A 16819-nucleotide genomic window follows, 5' to 3' on the forward strand; every position below is an offset into this window, starting at 1 on the left:
CCCGGAGATTCTTCCCATGCAACGCCTATTCCTGAGCCTGTTGATCTGCCTGGGCTTCGCGCTCCCGGCCACCGCCCATGCCTGGTGGCAGGACGATTGGCACTACCGCAAACAGATCAGCGTGGACACCACCGCCCAAGGCGCCGCGATCAACCAGGCCCTGGGCCGCACCGCGCTGCTGGTGCGCCTGCACACCGGTAACTTCACCTTTGACGGGGTCAAGGATGACGGCAGTGACGTGCGCTTTGTCAGTGCCGACGACAAGACCGTGTTCAACCACCAGATCGAAAGTTTCGACCCGCTGATGGGCATGGCGCTGATCTGGGTCGATGTGCCCAAGGTCGAAGGCGGCCAGCGCCAGGATCTGTGGATGTACTACGGTAACCAGAAGGCCCCGGCCACCACCAACGGCCAACTGACCTTCGACCCGAACTACACCGCGCTGTATCACTTTGATGGGGCCAGCGGTACACCGCCACGGGACACCACGGCCTACGCCAACACCGCGCTGAACGCCACCGGCAGCAGCATCGACGGTGTGGTCGGGCGTGCCTTGCAGTTCAGTGGCCAGCCCTTGCTGTTGCCGGCCAGCCCGTCGCTGCAACACACCGCCGGCAGCGCCTTCACATTCAGCGCCTGGCTGCGCCTGGACCAGGCCAACGGCGAGCAAATCGTCCTGGCCCGGCGTGAGGGCCTGCATAGCCTGTTGCTCGGGTTGAACCAAGGCACGCCGTTCGTGGAAATCGACGGTCAGCGCGCCGTCTCGACCCAGCCGCTGAACCCTGGCCAATGGCAGCACCTGGCGTTCACCGCCGAGGGTGAAAAACTCGCGCTGTATGTCAACGGCCGCGAAACCGCGAGCCTGGCAGTGGCCATGCCGGCGTTCAACACCCAACTGGCGATTGGTGCCGATCTGCCGGAAGCGGCGAGCCCGCACCTGCCGTTTGCCGGGGCGATGGATGAGCTGCGCCTGTCCAAAGTGGCCCGTCCAGCGACCTTGTTGCTGGCTGACGCGAGTGCCCAGGGTGCCGAGTCGAAACTGGTGGCTTATGGCGTGGATGAAGAACAGTCGGGCTACGGTTTCGGCAGCCTGGGCTTTTTGCTTAACGCGGTGCCGGTAGACGCTTGGGTGATCATCCTGGTGCTGGTGGCGATGATGTTCCAGTCGTGGGTCATCATGATCCGCAAGAACCGTATGGTCAGCCGCGTGAGCAGCGGCAACGAGGCGTTTCGCGAGCAGTTCGCACAGATCGGCACTCGCCTGGAAATGTTCTACGACGACAGCGTACTTGCCCAACGCCTGACCCATTCTTCGCTGTGGCGCCTGTACTGCGTGGCGGTCAAGGAAATCCGCACCCGCCGCGCCCAGGGCGCCGACACCTCGTCGGTCTCGGCGGCGACCATCGAAGCCATCCGCTGCTCCATGGACGGCGTGCGCACCCGCGAAAACCAGGCACTCAGTTCCAAATTGTCGACCTTGTCCAACGCCATCGCCGGCGGCCCATACATCGGCCTGCTCGGTACGGTGCTGGGCATCATGGTGGTGTTCCTCGGCACGGCCATGGCCGGTGACGTGAACATCAATGCGATCGCCCCGGGCATGGCGGCGGCCTTGCTGGCCACGGCCATGGGCCTGTTCGTCGCGATCCCCGCGCTGTTCGGCTACAACCGCCTGATCACGCGCAACAAGGAAGTCAGCGCCGACATGCGCGTGTTTGTCGACGAGTTCATCACGCGCCTGGCGGAGATGCACGGAGAGAGCCAGTTCAGTGAAGCGGCGCACCGCGTGCCGCACCACGCGCCGGTTTCGGCCTGAGGAGAATCGCCATGGCTTCCGTAAATGCCTCCCACGACGATGACGACGATGCCGCCGTCGACAGCATCAACATCACGCCCCTGGTGGACGTGCTGATGGTGGTGCTGGTGATGTTCATCCTCACCGCTACCGCCCAGGTCTCGGGCATCCAGATTCACCTGCCCAAGGCCAGCGCCTCGGTGTCGCTGTCGCAGGCCAAGACCAAGGCCATCTCCGTCAACGATGGCGGCCAGGTGTTCCTCGATGCCTACCCGGTCACCCTGGGGGAGCTGGAGGAGCGCCTGCGCATCGAGAAAGCGCTGAACCCGGATTTCCCGGTGATCGTGCGCGGCGACGCCGCCGTGCAGTACCAGAAGGTGATCGAGGTGCTCGATTTGCTGCGGCGGCTGGAGCTGTCCCAGGTCGGGCTGGTCACCGGCAAACCGAGCCAGGGCTGAGTCATGACCGCACAGATCCCGATGCCGCCATTGCCCGTGAAGAACAAGCCGCCGTTGCGCCCGCTGAAGTGGGGCGCCGGCCTGCTGCTGGGCGCCGTGGCCGCCTGGTTTCTCTGGCAATGGGCCAATGACATGAGTGGGGTACGCCGCGAAGCACCGAAGGTGCCGACCATTATCCCGTTGCCGCCACCACCGCCACCGCCGCCGGAAAAACCCAAGGAGCCCGAGCCCCAGGTGGAGGAAAAAGTCCCTGAGCCGGTGCCCACACCTGAGCCCGAAGAGGTGAAACCGGCGGAAGAAGCGCCGCCTTCACCGGCCGATGACTTGGCCAACCCGATGCAGATCGATGGCGATGCGCAGTCCGGCAACGACGGCTTCAACATCGGTGCTGGCAAAGGCGGTGGCATGGCCGGTTCCGGCGGCGGTGGTCTCGGGGCCGGCACGTACAAGCAATACCTGGCGGGGGTGTTTCAACGCCTGCTGAGGGAAGACCCGGAGTTGCGCAAAAAGGCCTACGCGGTACAGGCGGATGTGTGGTTGAGCGCCGAGGGCCAGGTCACGCGTGTGGAGCTGGCCAAGTCCAGCGGCGACAGCGAGACCGACGCCCAGGTGCTGGCGGCGTTGCGTGTACCCCATGCGGGGCAACGCGTTCCAGCCTCGGTGAGCATGCCGGTACGCCTGTCCCTCAAGGGCCGGCGCCCGGATTGATCGAACCCATTTTTTGCAGTTTTTTACAGGAGTTGCTTACGAATGATTTCCCCCGTGAATCGGCTGACCCTGGCGGTCGGCATGGTCATCGCGACCCTGGTCGGCCAGGCGACGGCAGCCCCGGTCGCCCCTTCGGAAAACGTCACGATCAACCTGATCCGCCTGCTGGTGCAGCAAGGCGTGCTCACCCAGGACACCGCCAATGGGCTGATTGCCCAAGCGGAAAAAGAAGCCCAACAGGCTCGCCAGGCGAATGCCGCCCCGGTGGTCGCCAGCGGCCCGACGGCGGCGCCTGGCGACGTGCGCGTGCAGTATGTGCCGCAAGCGGTGCGCGATCAGATCCGCGATCAGGTGAAAGCCGAAGTCATGGCCACCGCCAAGCAGGAAAACTGGGCGCAGCCCAATACCTTCCCCGACTGGGTGTCGCGCGTGACCTTTGACGGCGATATTCGCCTGCGTGACGAGTCGCGCTATTTCTCGGGCAACAACAGCCCTCAGATCACCGACTTCGCCAAGGTCAATGAAACGGGGCCCTATGACGTCAACAAAAACTCGAACACCAAGTTTCCGCCGTTGATCAACACCATCAAGGACCGCGAAAACCTGTTCCGCCTGCGCGCTCGCCTGGGCATGAAAGCGGTGATCTCGCCAGAGTGGACCGCCGGTATTCGCCTGGGCACCGGTTCTGACAATAACCCGGTGTCTACCACCCAGACCCTGGGCGGTGGCTTCGGCAAAAAAGACATCTGGCTCGACCAGGGTTACCTGAGCTGGAAAACCACCGACGCCATCACCTTGACCGGCGGGCGAATCGCCAATCCGTTCTACGCCACCGACATGATGTATGCCAACGAGCTCAATTTTGACGGTGTGGCCGCGATCTTCAACCATAAGCTCAACAGCGAGTGGGGGCTGTTCGGCACCCTCGGCGCATTCCCGGTTGAATACTCCTCGGATGCCGCCAGCACCAACGGCATCGACAAGCAAGACAGTGAGACCAAGTGGCTGTTCGGTGGGCAAATCGGCGCGAATTGGAAGATCAACCGCGCCAACAGCCTCAAACTTGCCGCTGCCTACTACCAGTTCCAGGACATCGAGGGTCAGCGTTCCAGCCCGTGCTCCCCGTGGAAGGGCGAACCCGGTTGCGACACTGACGGCACGCGTGTGGCCTTTATGCAAAAGGGCAACAGCGTGTTCAACCTGCGCAACAACACCACCAACCCGACGGACCCTGCCAAAACCCCGGACCCACAATACGTCGGCCTGGCGTCCAAGTTCGATGTGCTGGACCTCAACCTGGTCTGGGACAGCGAACTGCCCAGCGACTTCAAGCTGCGCACCCAAGGCAACTACATCCGCAACCTGGCCTACGACAAGGGCGAAATGCTCAAGCGCAGCGAAGGCGAGATCGTCAACAACCTCAATTCCAACGGCCAGTTTGAAAGTGGCGGCAACGCCATGATGGTCTCGTTCACCCTCGGCAGCGCGCTGGAGATGCGCAAACGCGGCGACTGGAACGTGTTGGCCGGCTACAAATATATCCAGCCTGATGCGTTGCCCGATGGTTTCAACGACTCCTCGTTTCACCTCGGCGGCACCAACGCCAAGGGCTACTTCATTGGCGCTAACTACGGCATCGACAAAAACATCTACGCCAGTGCGCGTTGGTTGAGCGCCTCCGAAGTGTATGGCGCGCCGTTCGAAGTCGATGTGATGCAACTGGAACTCAACACGCGCTTCTGATGCGCAGGGAGATGCCCCATGAACACGCGAATATGCGCGCTGCTGTTGCTGCTGGTTGCCACCGGCGCCTCGGCCGAAGGCATGGAAGAGCGCCTGCGCACGCAACTGCGCAGCACCACCCAGCAGTTGCAGGCGCTGCAAAGCGAGCAGGCCCAGGCCAGTGCTGCACGCCTGGCCGCCGAGAACCAGGCCAAGCAGGCCCAGGCGCAAATCAAGCAACTGACCGCCGAGCTGGATAAGGCCCGTGGCGTCGCCGAGCAAATGGCCGGCCAGCAACAGAGCCTGCACAGCCAGGCGCAAGCCCAGGTGGCCGCGAGCAACGAGCAGATCGGCAAGTTCAAGAAGGCTTATGAAGAACTGCTGGTGTTGGCCAAGGGCAAAGAAACCGAACGTGCTCGCCTGCAGGCGCAGTTGAGCGAACGTGACACACAAGTGCAGCAATGTTCAGCCAAGAATCAACAGATGTACGGCGTGGCCCAGCAGTTGCTCGCGGCCTACGAAAAAATCGATGTGGCCGAGGTGATGAGTATTCGCCAGCCCTTTGCCAGCGGCGCGCGGGTCAAGTTCGAGGAACTGGCCCAGGGCTTTGGCGACGAGTTGTACAAGAGCCGTTTTGATGCGCCCCAGGCAGCCGCCAATCACTGATAGACAAGGAACAGATCCCATGAGCGAATTGATCACCAGCGTTACCGTCCAGAGCCTGACCGCGCTGTTGCAGGAAGCCGGCTACCGGGTCAACCAAAGCGAACAGAACGGCATCGTGCAACTGCTCAGCGCCAGCCAAGGCATCGGCTTTGCCGTGCGCTTCGGCAACCCGGCGGCGGAGCAGGACAGCTACGTGGATTTCACCTACAGCTGCGCGCTGCGCGTGCAGGGCGACTTGCCCGAAGGGCTGACTCAGGTGTGGAACGCCTCGCGCCGGTTTGCCCGGCTGTCCGTGCAGGGCGAATTTTTGCTGATGGAAATGGACGTGGTGGTGGCCGGTGTCGGTGCCACGCACCTGCGCAGCCAACTGGAACTGTGGGACCGTCTGCTGCAGGAATTTATCGTCTATCTGCGTGAGTACAGCCAGCACGCCGCGCAGCTGCAGGCCCAGGCGGCTGAGCCTGTCGCTGAAGAGGTACCGGTGCTGTGAAGAAGCGAACCGTGGTTGTCGGCGCCGGGGCGCTGACGTTGCTGGTGGTGGCGGTGGGGTTGAGCCTGCGACCGGGCAGCGACCCGGTCGCCGCTCAGCAACCGGCGCCTGTCATCACGTCCTCGCCGAGCGAGCGCGGCGCACCGGCCGTGGCGCGCCTGGGCAACCAGCAGATCGACCTGCCTGAACTGAAAAGCGTGCTGGCGAGCCTGCCGGCCGAATCCCGTGAGCAACTGCGCGGCAACCGTGGCGCCCTGGAGAGCTGGCTGCGTTCACGCTTGGCGCAAAAGGCCGTGCTCGAACAGGCCGACGCCCAAGGCTGGCGCCAGCGCCCGGAGGTGGAACAACAGACCCGCACCGCCACCGAACAGATCGTGTTTCGCGACTACATGCTCTCGGTCAGCCAGGTGCCGGCCGACTACCCCAGCGCCGCTGAATTGCAGCAGGCCTACGACAGCGGCAAGGCGCAGTGGGTGACGCCGCCGATGTATCGGGTCAGCCAGATCTTCCTCGCGGTGAATGACCTGCAAAGCGTCGACGCGGTACGTCGCCAGGCCCAGGAGCTGAGCCGCAAGGCCCAGGCTGCGCCGGGCGACTTTGCCGCCCTGGCCACGCAATATTCCCAGGACCCGGACACCGCCCAGCGCGGCGGCGACTCGGGCTTGCAGCCGTTGCAGCAACTGGTGCCGCCGGTGCGCGAAGCGGTGTCGCGGCTCAAGGTCGGCGCGGTGTCGGAGGTGGTGCAAAGCCCGGCGGGGTTCCATGTGCTCAAGCTCACGGCCCAGCAACCGGCGCGCACCGCCACCCTTGACGAACTGCGCGAGCGCCTGACCCAGGCCCTGCGCGCGCAACGTCAGGAACAGATCGCCAAGGCGTACCTGGAAGGCATGCTCAATACCGCGACGTTGAGTATCGACGGCGCGCAGTTGAACACGTTGCTGGAGTAACCCGCGTCGACCGCATTGGATGCACAAGACCCACAAGACAGGGAGTCTCCCATGGCATTTCTAGAACCGTCTGGCCCCCCGGGGCGCGCACCCTATCGCGAGCCGAATCAATCCCGTAGCGCCTGGCTGGCGCTGGCCAACGACATCGAACCGGAGGTCGCGCGCTACTTTCTGGTGAGTGCGCGCTGCGGCTGTTTCATGCAGGCGGCGCGCAGCCTGAATATCAAGGCGACGCTGCTGCGCAAACGCCTGGCGCAACTGGAAGAGCAGCTGCACCATGCGTTGTTCAGCTACCAGGGCAACGGTCTGGTACTCAGCCGCGATGGCCAGCAGTTGCAGGCGCAGTTGCTGGCCCTGGCTCACGCGCGGCGCTTGCCGGCGGTGGCGCAGCCGCTGATTCGCTTGGCTGTGGCCGAGCCGATCCTGCACGACATCCTCGGGCGCGACTTGATCGCCTTGCTGCGCCGCAACGCCAGCGTGCGCCTGGAGATCATCTCCATCGACAGCCAACTGTCCCTGCAAGCGGTGGACGTTGACGTGGTGCTGTGGCTATCCGACGCGGCCGGCCCCGCGCCCGGCCCGAGTTTTCTCACCGAGCCGCCTCGGGTCCTGGCACGTTTGCACTACCTGCCGCACATCGCCAAGCGTTACTCGCGGCCGACGACCCGCCCCGACAGTGTCGAAGACCTCGATGACTACATGTTGGTGCAGTGGCAGCCGGATGGGCAGGTGGACGCCTTGCAGCCGTGGAACACCGTAGTAGCACAGCGCCTGGCCGCAGTGGTGCAAGTGCATGCCTATTCGCTGATGCTGGAGATGATCCGCTGCGGTGCCTGCATCGGTTTGCTGCCGCACTACATGGGCAGCTTAGACCGCGGCCTGGTGGCCTTGCCGGGATTGCTCGCCGAGCCCATGCAGCGCCAGGTGTGGCTGGCGGTGAATGCGCGGGTGCAGCATGCCGAGGCGGTGCAGAGGATTGTCGAGTTGATCGCCAGTACGTTCGAGGGGCGGCGGGAGTGGTTTGATTAGCTCAGCCGCGCCCTCTGGCTCAAGGCGTTGCGTCACGGCGCCAATTGCGCCAGTCTTGGTCGCCTTATCCTTTACCCAGCTGCGATCTGCGATGCAAGCCAGCCGTTTGACACTGATCTGCCATGCCGCCACGCCGTTGCAAAAGCGCGGTTGCTTTGCCGATGACGAATCGGTGGCGATGGATTGGCAAAGCGCGGCGTTATCCCTGGCCGGCCGCTACAAGAAAGGCCTGCGGCTGCGCTGTGGGCCCGAGGCGCGAACCCGTCAGACGGCGAGCTTGTTCGGCAATCAGGCGGTGATCGACGAAGCCTTGCGCGATGGCGATGTGGGGCACTGGAAAGGTCAGGACATCGCCGCACTCGACAGCGCCGAACTGACCACCTGGCTCACCGACAGCGCCAGCGCACCTCACGGTGGCGAGTCGGTGGATCAGCTCTGCGCGCGGGTCGCGCAGTGGATGCAGTCGCTGCAAACCGAATCCGGCCAGGTCGTGGCAATTACCCACCCGTTTGTCATCCGCGCCGCAATGCTGTACGTCATGCAGTTTCCCGTCTCGATGTTCTATCGCATCGATGTGGAGCCGCTGTCTTGCACTGAACTGCGTTTCAACGGCGTCTGGCGTCTGCGCCTGGAAACTCACGCCTGAGTGCGTGAACATGGCAAAATCCACGCCCCGCAATGAGAGCAACCCATGAAACGCATCCTGATCATCGGCATTGGTGCCGGCAACCCTGACTACATCACGATGCAGGCCGTGAAAGCGCTGAACCGCACCAACGTGTTTTTCCTGATGGACAAGGGCCAGAGCAAAGACAAGCTGATCGACCTGCGCCGTGAGATCTGCGCGACCTACATCACCGAGCCCGGCTACCGCTTCGTCGAGGCCGATTGCCCCGAGCGGGTGCGCGGGGACATCGACTACACCACCGCCGTGCAGGACCTCAACCGCGACAAGCAGCAGACCTTCGAGCGCATGATCAACGAGGAAATGGCCGACGGCGAAGTGGGGGCTTTCCTGGCGTGGGGCGATCCTGCGTTGTACGACAGCACCCTTCGCATTTTGCAGGCGATCCTGGCCAGTGGCCGCTGCGTCTTTGAATTCGAAGTGATCCCCGGCATTACCAGCGTGCAGGCCCTGGCGGCCCAGCACAAAGTGCCGTTGAACCGCATCGGCCGCTCCATCGAGATCACCACCGGGCGCCGCTTGGCGGCGGGGCAGGCGAGTGATGCCGACACCCTGGTGGTTATGCTCGACGCCGAAGATTCCTACCGCACCGTGGCCGATCAGGACCTGGATATTTATTGGGGTGCCTACCTCGGCACGCCGGATGAAATCCTCATCAGCGGCAAGGTGAGTGAGGTCGGTGAAGAAATCCAACGGGTGCGCAAGGCTGCGCGTCTGGCCAATGGCTGGATCATGGACACTTATTTGCTGCGCAAACCCTGAGGTCGATTCCCATGATCAAACTGTTCGCTCTGGCACTGACCCTGGTGGCCGGTGCCGCCCATGCCGATTCCAGCCTGCACACAGACTTGCCGCTGTCGTACCTGGAACAGACCCAGGGCGATGCGCGCAACCAGCCGCTGGTGATCTTCCTGCACGGTTTCGGCAGCAACGAGGAAGACCTGTTTGGCATCAAGGATGCGCTGCCGTCCACCTGGACCTACCTGTCGGCGCGGGCGCCGACGCCGGTAGGCCCCAATGGGTTTCGCTGGTTTACCAAGACCCCGGGCGACGGCGATTACGATGGGGTGACTGAGGACCTGCAGAACAGCGCCAGGCTGATCAAGGCGTTTGTCGCCAAGGCCACCGCCAAATACCACACCCAGCCTGACCGGGTGTTTTTGGTAGGGTTCAGCCAGGGCGCGATCATGTCCTACGAGGTGGCGTTACGTGACCCTGAGTGGGTGCGCGGGATTGCTGCGCTCAGTGGCAGCGTGCTGCCGGTGCTCAAGGCGCAGCTCAAGCCGGATGAGCGATTGGGCCAACTGGCGATTTTCATTGGCCACGGCACGTTGGACCAAGCGCTGCCGTATGCCTCGGCGACGCGGGCGAACGAGGTGTTGTCGGGGTTGGGGTTGAAGCCGGAGTTTCATACTTACCCGGGCATGAACCACACCATCAGCGCGGCAGAAGTGCAGGATTTGAAGGTCTGGTTGGAAACCAATGTGAAGTGAACACCGCTAGAACTGTGGGAGGGGGCTTGCTCCCGATAGCGGAGTGTCAGTCAGTACATCTATCAACTGATACACCGCCATCGGGAGCAAGCCCCCTCCCACAGTTGATCTGTGTCGCTTGATAGATCGGTTTACTTGCCGCCGGTGATCTGTTTCACCAATTCTGCATGCCCCTTCACATCATCCGCCCGCGAAATGGCCTGGATCACCAGCAAGTGATTGCCGGAACCGCCGAGGAAGGTGGAGTTCAAGGTCTTGCCGCCGCCCTGGGTGGCCGTGCTGTCGACCTGGCGCAGGCCAAGGCCCTTGAAGGTCAGTTTCTTTTCGTTCTGTTTCTTGAAGTCGGGCAGGGCGGCGCTCTGGTCCTTGATGAAGCCAGCTACCGCGCCGTCGAGGAACTGCGGGTCATTGTCTTTAATGGTTACCCCGTCGTTGCGCACGGTTTCGGCGACGATGACCACACTTTTCGTGGTCGGGTTCGCGTACATCGTACCTTGGGTATCCCCGGTGCCGTCTGCTGCCTTGCCGGCTGGCAGGGTGTCGGCGACGTAGGCTTTGGGCAAGTTGAAGGTGAACTTGCCGCCCAAGGTGGAGATGCTCTGGTCAGCCGGTTTGGCCGCGGCGAATACGCAGCCGGCGCTAAGCGCCAGGGCTAGCAGAACGGCGGTCTTGGTGAAAGTGGCCATGAAGAAGCGCTCCAGTAGATGAACGAAATTGCGCCGTATTCTGTCAGAAAATTCGCAAGATCGTTCATCCACGCGATCACACCTTGTCGGACTCTTCCTCAAGCCGGTCCATCTCAAACAACCGCGCCAGTTCTGCACGCGCTTCCTGGGCGGTCTGCATGACCTTGGCCGCGTCGTCGTACACCGCGTGCTGGGCGGCGAGGACTTGCAGGTCGTGGTTCTTGAAGCGGGTGATGCGTGCGTCGGCCTGGGCCTGGCTCAGGCCGAGACCCACCAGGGTGCGGCGGCTCATCTCCAGGCTGGAATAGAAGGTTTCGCGCACCGGTGACGCGTCGAGGTCCACCAGGCGGTGGACGTGCTGACGGTTACGGGCGCGAGCGATGATCTTCATGTGCGGATAGAGGCTGCGCACCAGTTCGGCGGTTTTGATGTTGATCTCCGGGTCATCCATGGCGATGACGAAGAACTCTGCCCGGTCGACCTTGGCTGCGTGCAGGATTTCCGGACGTTGCGGGTCGCCGTAGAACACCGGCATGCCGCCGAAACTGCGGGTCAGCTCGATGGTTTCCACCGAGGTGTCCAGCGCGATAAACGAAATGTTTTGCGCGCGCAGGATTCGCGCGACGATCTGACCCATACGGCCCATGCCGGCGATAACCACGCGCGGTGCATCGCTTTGGATGGTGCGATATTCCTCGGGGACTTCCACGGGTTTGACCCTGGGCTTGAACAGTTTCGGGCAGACCAGCAACAGCAGTGGCGTCACGGCCATCGACAGGGTGATGGTCAGCACCAGGATGTCGTACAGGTGCGGTTCGAACAGGCCCTGGTCGCGGCCGATCTTGAACACCACGAAGGCGAATTCACCGCCTGCGGCCAGCACCACGCCCAGGCGCAAGGCGCTCTCGCGGTTGAGATCGCCCACCAGTCGGCCGACGGCATACAGCAGCGGCAGTTTCAGGCCGATCAACAGCAGGGTCAGGCCGATCACCACCAGCGGCGAGCTGAGCAGCAGGCTGAGGTTGGCGCCCATGCCCACGCTGATGAAAAACAGGCCCAGCAGCAGGCCCTTGAACGGTTCGATCTGGGACTCCAGCTCGTGGCGGTATTCCGAATCGGCCAGCAGCAGGCCGGCGAGGAAGGCCCCCAGGGCCATGGACACACCCACCAGTTCCATCAGCCAGGCGGTGCCGATCACCACCAGCAACGCGGTGGCCGTGGACACTTCGCGCAGGCCAGTCTTGGCGACGATGCGAAACACCGGGCGCAACATATAGCGCCCGCCGATGATCACCACGGCGATGCTGCCGAGGATCTGCAACACGTGCTGCACGCCCTGGGCCTGCGTGCTTGGGTGATCGCCCCCGGCGAGCAACGGCACCATGGCAATCAGCGGGATCGCCGCAATGTCCTGGAACAGCAAAATCGCAAAGGCCAGGCGCCCGTGGGGCTGGTTCAATTCCTTGCGCTCGGCCAGGCTTTGCAGGCCAAAAGCGGTGGACGACAGCGCCAGGCCCAGGCCGAGCACGATCGCGCTGTTCCACGACTGGCCAAACAGCCACAGCGCCACCCCGCCCATCACCAGGCCGGTGAGCAGCACCTGGGCCAGGCCGACGCCGAACACCGCCTTGCGCATCACCCATAAACGTTTCGGCGACAACTCCAGGCCGATGATGAACAGCAGCAACACCACACCCAGCTCCGAGAACTGCGCGACGCTTTGCGGGTTACCGATCAACCCCAGCACCGACGGGCCGATGATGACACCGGCGAACAGATAGCCCAGCACCGCGCCCAATTGCAGGCGCTTGGCCAGGGGCACGGTCAGCACGGCGGCGAGCAGGAACACCACGGCTGCTTGTAACAGGTTGCCTTCATGGGGCATTGCGAACTCCAAAATCTTTAAAACCAGTCAACAGGCGGCTATTAGAGCGCTTTTTACCTGTCGATAATTGTGTTTTTGCAGTGCGTGATCGTGCAAGGCGCGGGATTTTCTGCTGGGCGACCGCGTTCTCGCGGGCGTGTCGGAAGGATGTGCAAACAATTTTCCCGGGGGATCGGGTGGCGGTCTGTCCCATTGGTCTTCTAGCGTTATGTTCTTGATTTTATATTCCTTGGGTGGAATATTTGCATGGATTGGGACATTGAATACACGGATGAATTCGGCAACTGGTGGAATGGTCTGGATGCAAAGGCGCAGGTGTCGGTATCTGCCAGCGTTGATCTGCTGGGGCTTTTCGGGCCAGGGCTGGGCTTTCCTCACAGCAGCGATATCAAAGGCTCTCGATACGGGCACCTGCGGGAACTGCGCGGTATTGCTGATCGGTGGCGATAAGCGCGGGCAACATCGATGGTACGACGAGCACGTCCCCGCGGCAGAAAAGCTGTATGACGAACATTTGAAAACACTGGGTAAAGAGGGCCGCAACCATGGCTAAAAAATTCGCTGAACTGCAAGCGCGCATGACGCCCGAGTCGCGCGCCGATGCAGAGCAGCTATTCCAGCAGCACTTGAAAGAGATGCCCCTGCATGAACTGCGCAAGGCTCAACAGTTGAGCCAGGCCAGCCTGGCCAAAGCACTGAATATCAACCAGGCCGCGGTCTCCAAGATGGAGCGGCGCACCGACATGTACATCAGCACGCTGCGCGACTACCTCCGCGCGATGGGCGGCGAGCTGGAAATTATCGCGACGTTTCCCGATGGTCAGGTGAAGATCGACAATTTCGCTGGCTGAGTGTTTTGCCATGCGCACTTGCGGGCGTGCGGTACAACCCTACGGCCAGTCCCGTGAGCCTGCCAACGATTTCTTGAGGCGCCTACGCAAAGTGTCTCCATTGACGAAATGGCCGCTTGGTCGAGCATGAGTCGACTCACCTTTCCCCGGCATTTCCTTGAGAACACGGGCATGACGTTCGTCTCCTGGCGCCAGCAAGTCTGCCTGCTGGAAGCCACCGCCCGGCTCAGCCACGGCGTGTCCATCACCGACGTGGCGTTTGAGTTGGGCTTCAGCAGTGCCAGCGCGTTCACTGCGCTGTTCCGGCGCAACCTGGGCGATACCCCGGCGCATTATCTGGCTAAATCAAAGGCGGCGGCGTTGTTCTGAGCCCCTCGTGCCGTCCACGCCCGTCAGGATTCATCTGCCTGTGGCACCGCCCTTTGTTACTATCGCCGTCTCTCGTCACCAGGAGTCACCGGCCCATGCAGCACCAGTGGGATGAAATGCACCGTACCCGCAAGCCCACGTTCGTAATGTGCGGCGAGCCTCAGGGGGACGTGCTCAATCTCTATGTTCACGGTTACTCGGCGTTCTTTGACCGGCAGCAACTGGGCAACTTCACGGCGCAACTGGCACGTATCGAGGGTTCGACCAACCTGATGCTGTTCTGGCCTGCCGGGCATTTTCTGGAAAACCTGTTTGCACCGTTCAAGGACGTGATCACCGCGATGCTCGGCGGTGGTGGCCTGGGCGCTGCGACGGTGGGGGTGGGCAAGGCGATTGGGTATTTTCTCGACCATTACAAAAGTGTCGAGGCCCGGGTGGATGAAGTGGCCCGCAGCCTGTTGCCGGAATTGGCCGAGTTCCTCCACGGCGAGTCGCTGCAGGTGCGGCGCATCAACTTGATCGGCCATTCCCTCGGCGCGCGCATCCTGGTCAAGAGCGTGTTGGCCAACCCCGACACCGCCCGCGAACTGCCGTTGAACAATTTGCTGTTGATGGGAGGGGCGATCTGCACGTCGAGCCCTTGGGATGAAGTGTGCGCACCGCTCTCAGGGCGGGTGATCAACTGTCATTCCAGCAAGGACTGGGCCCTGGCGATGAAACCGGATACCGAGCGTTGCATCGGCCGCTATGCCATCCCGATCACGCCCGCGCTCAAGGCCAAGGTGACCAACGTTCACCTGGCCAGCTTTGATCACGCGGCCTATTGGCCACAGTTGCAGACGGTGGTGCAGTACACCGACCTGCTGCAGGAGCGACGCGGCATGATCCGTGCCGACCAGCGCAGTACCGAAGTGCGCTTTGCCGAAGACGATGGCGAACTGTTCCCGGCGTTGGTGCAGGCGCGCCCGGACGAGCTGAAATTCCTCGCCGAATTGATCGCGCAAAAGCGCAGCGCCTCGATTGATGCGGCGGTGCGTGAGCCATTGAAGTTGGCCATCGAGTTGCAGCGCATGGGCGGTGACAGCTTCATGAACCTCGCCCGGGGGCACGGCGTGGGTTATCGCCAGATCGCCGAGGATGTGGCGCAGCGGCTGGGGATCAAGTTCGATGAGCCGATGGAGACCGTCGCGCTGGCGGACATCGAAGCGCAGGTCGCGGAAACACTGATCGAGCAATACAAGGACAAACTCAGCCATGCCGACCGCCAGGCGTTCGATGCCGAGCTTCAGGCGGCGGCGCAAAAGGAGCAGGGCTTGTTCCATCGCATCGATCTCGGCCGTTCGGCTGCCACGGCGTTGAGCGGTACGGCGTTGGCGGGGCTCACTGGGTTTATCCTGCGGCGCGGCGCGGCCACGGCGATTCCGCTGGTGGGCCAGGCGCTGGCGGCGGCGATGTTGTTGGTGAGTGGGGTGCGCGCGTTTTCCGGCCCGGCATATTCGATCACAACCTTGGCGGTGCTGGTGATCGGGGTGATCCGCCAGCGCATGGAGCGCGAAGCATTGAACCAGGAGATGGACCTGGTGGTACAAGTGGTCGAAGCGTTTGACCTGCCGCGAGACACGGTGATGCGCACGGTTACGTCCGACTGATAAGCTGCGGGCTTGCCTAATGTGTTTGCCTGGAATACTGCGTGAAATTCAGCCTGCCGAAAATCGCTACCGCTCCGTTCTGCCCGCCTGAAGTGGCCGGCTCTGTCATCGTCGATCCCAAGGCGTCGTTTTTCAAACGGATGCTGATGTTTGCCGGCCCCGGCTTGCTGATTTCCATTGGCTACATGGACCCGGGCAACTGGGCCACGGCCATCGAGGCCGGTTCGCGCTACGGCTACAACCTGCTGTTTGTGGTGCTGCTGGCCAGCCTGGCGGGCATGGTGGTGCAGTGCCTGTGCTCGCGCCTGGGCATCGCCACCGGCAAGGACCTGGCGCAACTGTGCCGCGAACGCTATAGCCAGCGCTCGGCCCGCACCCAGTGGGTGTTGGCGGAAATTTCCATCATTGCCACCGACCTCGCCGAAGTGCTTGGCTGCGCCCTGGCGTTTCACTTGCTGCTGGGTGTTTCGTTGACCACCGGTATTGTCATCACGGCGTTTGACACGCTGTTGGTCCTGGCCCTGCAAAATCGCGGTTTCCGCCGCCTGGAAGCGATCATGCTGGCGCTGGTCGCGACCATCGGCGTGTGCTTCTTCATCGAACTGATGCTGATCAAACCCTACTGGCCGGACGTGTTCAGCGGTTTCGCGCCGTCGCTGTCGGCCATCAGCGATGCCGCGCCGTTGTACCTGGCGATTGGTATCCTCGGCGCCACGGTCATGCCGCATAACCTCTACCTGCACAGCTCGATCGTGCAAACCCGGCTGATCGGCAAAGACCTCGCCAGCAAGCAGGACGCGGTCAAGCTGGCGCGTATCGACACCATCGGCTCCCTGGCCCTGGCGTTGCTGGTCAACGCCGCGATCCTGATACTGGCCGCCGCCGCGTTCCATAAAACCGGGCATGCGGATGTGGTCGAGATCCAGGACGCCTACCATTTGCTCGATCCGCTGGTCGGCGGCGCCTTCGCCAGCATTCTGTTCGGCGTCGCCTTGCTGGCCTCCGGGCAGAGTTCCACCTTCACCGGCACCATCGCCGGGCAAGTGATCATGGAGGGCTACCTTAACCTGCGCATTCCCTGCTGGCAGCGCCGCCTGATCACCCGTGGGCTGGCGCTGATCCCGGCGTTTGTGGGGGTGTGGCTGATGGGCGACGATGCCATTGGCAAACTGCTGATTCTCAGCCAGGTGGTGCTCAGCCTGCAGTTGCCGTTTGCGCTGTATCCGCTGATCCGCATGACCGGCGACGCGCAACTGATGGGCCCGTTCGTCAACCGCCTGCCGACGCGGTTGCTGGCGTGGTTTCTGTTTGCGCTGATCAGTGGGGCAAACGCGTGGTTGATCGCGCAGTGGTTGTTTTGATCCAAGGCTCGCGGCGCTTGGGCGA

General features: G+C 62.7%; 16 protein-coding genes and 2 pseudogenes. 16 read left to right on the forward strand and 2 right to left on the reverse strand.

The window, feature by feature from the left end; translation table 11 throughout:
* Positions 1-16 precede the first annotated feature (16 nt).
* From ACP7CJ_RS18135 to ACP7CJ_RS18185, 11 genes are all read left to right on the forward strand, one after another.
* Positions 17-1816 carry a DUF2341 domain-containing protein gene (locus tag ACP7CJ_RS18135; protein WP_426100926.1) on the forward strand — a complete coding sequence of 600 codons (1800 nt, stop codon included), beginning with the start codon at positions 17-19 and terminating at the stop codon, positions 1814-1816.
* Between the two features lie 11 nt (positions 1817-1827).
* Positions 1828-2253: an ExbD/TolR family protein gene (locus ACP7CJ_RS18140; protein ID WP_276197648.1), complete on the forward strand. Its 426-nt coding sequence runs from the start codon at positions 1828-1830 to the stop codon at positions 2251-2253.
* A gap of 3 nt (positions 2254-2256) precedes the next feature.
* On the forward strand, positions 2257-2961 hold the full coding sequence (locus ACP7CJ_RS18145) for an energy transducer TonB family protein (RefSeq protein ID WP_276197649.1): 705 nt from the start codon (positions 2257-2259) through the stop codon (positions 2959-2961).
* 42 nt (positions 2962-3003) lie between these two features.
* Positions 3004-4704 carry a putative porin gene (locus tag ACP7CJ_RS18150; RefSeq protein ID WP_276197650.1) on the forward strand — a complete coding sequence of 567 codons (1701 nt, stop codon included), beginning with the start codon at positions 3004-3006 and terminating at the stop codon, positions 4702-4704.
* Positions 4705-4722: 18 nt separating this feature from the next.
* Entirely contained in the window at positions 4723-5349 is a 627-nt protein-coding gene (locus ACP7CJ_RS18155) for a DNA repair protein (RefSeq protein WP_276197651.1), read from the forward strand.
* 19 nt (positions 5350-5368) lie between these two features.
* Positions 5369-5839 (forward strand): YbjN domain-containing protein, encoded by a 471-nt coding sequence (locus ACP7CJ_RS18160; RefSeq protein WP_426100928.1) that lies wholly within the window; start codon positions 5369-5371, stop codon positions 5837-5839.
* Positions 5836-6786 carry a peptidylprolyl isomerase gene (locus ACP7CJ_RS18165; protein ID WP_426100930.1) on the forward strand — a complete coding sequence of 317 codons (951 nt, stop codon included), beginning with the start codon at positions 5836-5838 and terminating at the stop codon, positions 6784-6786. The genes ACP7CJ_RS18160 and ACP7CJ_RS18165 overlap by 4 nt, the downstream gene beginning before the upstream one ends.
* 51 nt (positions 6787-6837) lie before the next feature.
* On the forward strand, positions 6838-7815 hold the full coding sequence (locus ACP7CJ_RS18170; RefSeq protein ID WP_426100932.1) for a LysR family transcriptional regulator: 978 nt from the start codon (positions 6838-6840) through the stop codon (positions 7813-7815).
* 91 nt (positions 7816-7906) lie between these two features.
* A complete protein-coding gene (locus ACP7CJ_RS18175; RefSeq protein WP_426100934.1) occupies positions 7907-8461 on the forward strand; it encodes a histidine phosphatase family protein in 555 nt (184 codons plus the stop codon).
* A 45-nt stretch (positions 8462-8506) separates the two neighbouring features.
* Positions 8507-9262, forward strand: a complete 756-nt coding sequence (gene cobF, locus ACP7CJ_RS18180; RefSeq protein ID WP_426100936.1) for a precorrin-6A synthase (deacetylating) — start codon at positions 8507-8509, stop codon at positions 9260-9262.
* A gap of 11 nt (positions 9263-9273) precedes the next feature.
* Entirely contained in the window at positions 9274-9993 is a 720-nt protein-coding gene (locus tag ACP7CJ_RS18185) for an alpha/beta hydrolase (RefSeq protein ID WP_276197657.1), read from the forward strand.
* Positions 9994-10124: 131 nt separating this feature from the next.
* Here ACP7CJ_RS18185 and ACP7CJ_RS18190 read toward each other — a convergent pair whose 3' ends face one another.
* The gene (locus ACP7CJ_RS18190; RefSeq protein ID WP_276197658.1) at positions 10125-10679 is read right to left on the reverse strand and encodes a hypothetical protein; all 555 of its coding nucleotides are present in this window, start codon (positions 10677-10679) and stop codon (positions 10125-10127) included.
* 76 nt (positions 10680-10755) lie between these two features.
* The gene (locus ACP7CJ_RS18195) at positions 10756-12564 is read right to left on the reverse strand and encodes a monovalent cation:proton antiporter-2 (CPA2) family protein (RefSeq protein ID WP_426100938.1); all 1809 of its coding nucleotides are present in this window, start codon (positions 12562-12564) and stop codon (positions 10756-10758) included.
* Between the two features lie 246 nt (positions 12565-12810).
* Between ACP7CJ_RS18195 and ACP7CJ_RS18200 the strand changes: the two are divergent.
* The 5 genes and pseudogenes from ACP7CJ_RS18200 (at position 12811) to ACP7CJ_RS18220 (ending at position 16794) form a co-directional block, all read left to right on the forward strand.
* Positions 12811-13117, forward strand: a pseudogene (locus ACP7CJ_RS18200) (type II toxin-antitoxin system RelE/ParE family toxin).
* Positions 13110-13415, forward strand: a complete 306-nt coding sequence (locus ACP7CJ_RS18205; RefSeq protein WP_247401743.1) for an XRE family transcriptional regulator — start codon at positions 13110-13112, stop codon at positions 13413-13415. The pseudogene ACP7CJ_RS18200 and the gene ACP7CJ_RS18205 overlap by 8 nt, the downstream one beginning before the upstream one ends.
* A 57-nt stretch (positions 13416-13472) precedes the next feature.
* A pseudogene (locus ACP7CJ_RS18210) lies at positions 13473-13784 on the forward strand (helix-turn-helix domain-containing protein); the annotation flags it as partial.
* A gap of 95 nt (positions 13785-13879) precedes the next feature.
* A complete protein-coding gene (locus ACP7CJ_RS18215; protein WP_426100940.1) occupies positions 13880-15433 on the forward strand; it encodes a DUF726 domain-containing protein in 1554 nt (517 codons plus the stop codon).
* A gap of 41 nt (positions 15434-15474) precedes the next feature.
* Complete coding sequence (locus tag ACP7CJ_RS18220; RefSeq protein ID WP_426100942.1) at positions 15475-16794, forward strand: Nramp family divalent metal transporter; 1320 nt, start codon at positions 15475-15477, stop codon at positions 16792-16794.
* The last annotated feature ends 25 nt before the right edge of the window (positions 16795-16819 follow it).

This window comes from Pseudomonas sp. PSPC3-2, from assembly GCF_049897085.1.
Classification (GTDB): domain Bacteria; phylum Pseudomonadota; class Gammaproteobacteria; order Pseudomonadales; family Pseudomonadaceae; genus Aquipseudomonas; species Aquipseudomonas paraveronii.